This window comes from Alcanivorax sp. HI0044 (genome assembly GCF_001634945.1).
Genome location: NZ_LWEZ01001825.1, coordinates 1 through 4,156, shown reverse-complemented (window position 1 = coordinate 4,156; position 4,156 = coordinate 1). Strand labels below are relative to the sequence as shown.

The following is a 4,156-nucleotide window of genomic DNA, read 5'->3' as shown; positions in this document are numbered from 1 at the left end:
GGCGGGGTTTTGACCAGCGTGCTGATATTCAGGAACGGGGTCGCCACCAGTGCCGTCTCGAAGTCCCAGCTGGCCCCCAGATCTGAGGATTCCATCACCACCAAACGGCTGGCCGCCCAACCACCGAAACTCACTGCCACCACAAACAATCGCATGTGGCCGTCATCGTCCAGCACCGGAACCGCATTACCCAGTTTGCGGATATGTCGCCCCCAGCCCCGGGAAATCTGCTCGCGGGTCACGGACACCGTTTCGTCGGACCAGGCGCCGGATGCGGGATCAAAGGTGGCGGAATTAATCGACACATCTGCCGCCCCCTCACGGGTGCCGGCAAACCAGAAGGCACGTAAACGGCCGTCGGGCAATTCCACCATGGACGCCGCATGCACCATGCGGGTATCCGCATCGGACGCAAACCGGGTTTGCCACTGGGAATCCGAAGGCACCGGGGCCGGCGCCACCGCCAGCAATGATGGGGCCGGCTGCCAGAGCCGTGCCGGTGTTGCCGCAAAATAACCGGCCACCAAGGCGGCGCCGACCAAAAGATGAAACGCTCGCTTAAGCATAGGGAATCGTCACAACAGGAATATGCAAATGCTTGTTATTGGGTGATTGATTGGCACAAAACACGCCGGGCGACAGTCTAGCAGCCGTTCACAAAATTGCCTGCCGTTAATGCGTATTTGCCGCACCGACTGTCAGTTAGCGCGGAGAAACCACAGGGCAAAGCGGTCAAAATGTGTTCAGGCCTATAATGATAATGTCATAATGACGTCGCGTTATAGGCCCAAATCAATTCCAAGAATAGCGAACAAGGACTCTTCGCCCCCTATGGACAGGCTTCGACCTTTTTGCCTCAGTTGGCTTCTGCTTGCACTTTCTGCATTGTTCTCTGCCTTTTCCCCGGCATGGTCTGCACCGGTATCCAGTGATATTGACCCCGATTGGACACTGGTCAGTGACCGCAATGACATCCAGGTGTACATGAAACACCGGGACGAATCCCGTTTGAAAACGTTTCGTGGCATCACCCGCTTCACCCTGAACGACGAATATTCTCTGGTCGCCCTGCTGAACGATTATCCTTCGTTCCCCAAGTGGCTTCACTTTGTCGATAGCGCAGAAGAATTCGGTCGCACCAGCCCCCTGGACCGGCAGCTGCGCTTTACCACCCAATTGCCCTGGCCACTGGCCGACCGGGAAGCGGTGCTGCGGGCCAAAGTGACACAGACCCTGAATACCGAGCCGGAATCGGTGATGATCACGCTGATTAACCAGCCCGATGCCTTGCCCCCCAACAATAATTACATCCGCTTCCCGGAAATGACCGGGCTGCTGGGCTTCACCCGGCTGGGCAACCACGAAGTGGAAATGACCTATGAACTGATCCTGGATCCAGGCGGCTACATCCCCGCCTGGATTGCCAATATTCTGCTCCGCGATGCGCCTTATTTCACACTTGAGCGCCTTCGCCGCATCGTCAACAAGCCGGAGTACCAGAACCATTATTACGACTACATTGATCTGCATGGCCCCGGCCGCCCGCAAGATGCCAGCCCGCAAGCCGCTCCATCACCTGCTCCCGCCCCGTAAAGGGGCACCATCAAAACGTAACAAAGTGCTTATCTACCTGTCATTTTCGGCCAGCCCTCCGCTACTATAGGCTTTCATCTGCGCACAATCCGGAGAGCGGCATCTGATGACAAGGCTGTTTTTCTTTCTCTATAGCTGGCTGATTTTTGTACCCCTGATGGTGACCACCACTGTGCTTGCGGGGCTGACCTGCCTACTGCTGATTCCCTTTCTACCAGCCGACAAGGTCGCCAAACTCAGCGCCATTCCCTGGGCAAAGCTCTGCCTGCTTTATAGCGGCGTGCGCGTCGATGTGCATGGGCGCCATCATCTATTGCCCGGGCAAAGCTACGTGATCGTCGCCAACCATCTTAGCCAGTTCGATATTTTTGTCCTGTATGGCTACCTGGGCGTGGATTTTCGCTGGGTGATGAAACACGAGCTGCGCAAAATCCCGGTTATTGGCATCTGCTGTGAAAAACTCGGCCATGTTTTCATCAACCGCGACAACACCGAAGCTGCCATTGCATCGCTCAATGCGGCCCGCGCACGGCTGGCCAACGGCGCCAGCGTGCTGTTCTTTCCTGAAGGCACCCGCAGTCGCGACGGGCAATTAAAACCCTTCAAGAAAGGCGCGTTCAAAATGGCCCAGGAACTGGGCATGCCGGTATTGCCGGTCACCTTGTCAGGGACCTTCGACATTTTGCCCGCCGGCACCCTGCGGCTTCACCCCGGTGCCAGCGCCCGCCTTATTCTGCACCCACCACTCAGCGTGACTGGCAACAGTGACGCTGAACTACAAAACCTGGTCCGCCAAAGCCGGGAAGCGATCGCAACCCCGCTGAGTGACAGCTGCCCCCAACCATCGCTGTAACCAAGGCTAGACCGCAGCGACAGCCCACCGCGTCGCCAATGCCACGACACCAGCACCTTGTCTGACAAGATTGGCCCATTCTGCAGTGACAAAGTGTCTACACTCGGTCGCCAACTTAAGTTGAAAGTTAAAAGTTCAAAGTTGAACGTGCGGGCAGGTCAGTACCAACCGAACGGATCGACGGCCGCGAAAAGCCGCGACGGCCTGCTACCTGACATGGCGACGCGGGCCCTGACAACCTCTCTCGCGCGTTTAAACTTTGAACTTTCAACTTGCCACACGCTTATACATGCCCTCTCCTGCGGGAGCGGATACAGGAGCCATCATGAAGAATTTCAAAGATAAAGTTGCCGTCATCACCGGTGCCGGCTCCGGCATCGGCCGTGCCCTGGCCATGGAACTGGCCGCCTCTGGCGCAAAATTGGCTATCTCGGACATTAACGAAGCCGGCCTGAAAGAAACCGCCAACAACCTGAACCTCGGCGAAGACCGCCTGATGACCAAGATTCTCGACGTGGCCGACCGCCAGGCGTTCTACGATTTCGCCGATGATGTGGTCAACCATTTTGGCCAGGCCAACATGATCTTCAACAACGCCGGTGTAGCGCTGGGCGCTACCGTGGAAGACATGAACTACGACGACTTCGAGTGGTTGATGAACATCAACTTCTGGGGCGTGGTTTACGGCACCAAAGCGTTTCTGCCCTACCTGAAGCAGGCCGGTGAAGGGCATATCATCAACATCTCCTCCATCTTTGGCCTGGTTGGCATCCCCACCCAGTCAGCCTACAACGCGGCCAAGTTCGCGGTGCGCGGTTTCACGGAATCCCTGCGCATCGAGCTGGAAATGGAAGGCAGCCCGGTATCCTGCACCTCCATTCACCCGGGCGGCATCAAGACCAACATTGCCAAGGCCGCGCGCATGAGCGATGGCGTTGAGCGCATCACCGGTGCCAGCAAGGAGCAATCCATCCAGGATTTCGAGAAAATGTTCCGCACAACGCCGGAAGAAGCCGCCAGCACCATCCTCAAGGGTGTCCGCGCCAACAAGCGTCGTGTTCTGATTGGCTCAGATGCGGTTGCCGTCGACACCATGCAACGCCTGTTGCCCACCAGCTACCAGAAGCTGGTCGCTATGGGCCAGAAGTACATGAGCAAGAAGTAACAGCCAGGGAGTCACGCTTTTCCCTTGCCAGAAAAAGCCTTTGATGGTGCCATGGCCACTCACTCACAGGAGTAGCCATGACACCCTCAGAGGTTCCTTTCTCCCAGGCGGCCGAAAACAACAAAGGCCCCATCCTTCAGGTTTTGCAACAACACTGTCAGGCCCCCGGCACCTTGCTGGAAATCGGCGCCGGCACCGGGCAACACGCCGCCTGGCTGTCCGCACAGCTGCCCCATCTGCAATGGCAACCCTCTGACGTACCCGACAACCTGCCCGCTATTCACCATTGGTTGAGCCAAACACCAAACCCGGCCAAGCCGCCCCTGGCGCTGGATGTCACCGGCGAGTGGCCCGCTGGCCCGTTTGATTATCTATTCACCGCCAACACCTTCCACATCATGGCGCAACCGCTGGTCGCCCACTGCATCGCCGAAGGCTGCCAACGACTCAGCACAACAGGATTATTCTTGGTCTACGGCCCCTTCAACTACGACGGGCAGTTCACCAGTGATTCAAACCGGCAGTTTGAAGACTGGCTAAAAGCT

At 57.3% G+C, this 4,156-nt stretch carries 5 protein-coding genes; 4 read left to right on the top strand and 1 reads right to left on the bottom strand.

Going from position 1 to position 4,156, the window contains the following annotated elements; all coding sequences use genetic code 11:
- Positions 1–566, bottom strand: a 566-nt coding sequence (locus A3730_RS27305; RefSeq protein WP_197477672.1) for an exo-alpha-sialidase, incomplete at its 3' end; no start/stop codon positions are given.
- Between the two features lie 319 nt (positions 567–885).
- Here A3730_RS27305 and A3730_RS27300 point away from each other — a divergent pair.
- The 4 genes from A3730_RS27300 to A3730_RS27285 form a co-directional block, all read left to right on the top strand.
- Entirely contained in the window at positions 886–1,593 is a 708-nt protein-coding gene (locus A3730_RS27300; RefSeq protein ID WP_082872499.1) for an START domain-containing protein, read from the top strand.
- A 106-nt stretch (positions 1,594–1,699) separates the two neighbouring features.
- Entirely contained in the window at positions 1,700–2,446 is a 747-nt protein-coding gene (locus A3730_RS27295) for a 1-acyl-sn-glycerol-3-phosphate acyltransferase (protein WP_063519982.1), read from the top strand.
- A gap of 325 nt (positions 2,447–2,771) precedes the next feature.
- Positions 2,772–3,611, top strand: a complete 840-nt coding sequence (locus tag A3730_RS27290) for an SDR family oxidoreductase (RefSeq protein WP_063519981.1) — start codon at positions 2,772–2,774, stop codon at positions 3,609–3,611.
- Between the two features lie 77 nt (positions 3,612–3,688).
- A partial coding sequence (locus tag A3730_RS27285) for a DUF938 domain-containing protein (protein ID WP_063539351.1) occupies positions 3,689–4,156 on the top strand: 468 nt, incomplete at its 3' end.

Excerpts from the sequence above, each read along its gene's own strand:
- A3730_RS27295 (WP_063519982.1), top strand. The coding sequence starts at position 1,700 with ATGACAAGGCTGTTTTTCTTTCTCTATAGCTGGCTGATTTTTGTACCC.
- A3730_RS27290 (WP_063519981.1), top strand. The coding sequence starts at position 2,772 with ATGAAGAATTTCAAAGATAAAGTTGCCGTCATCACCGGTGCCGGCTCC.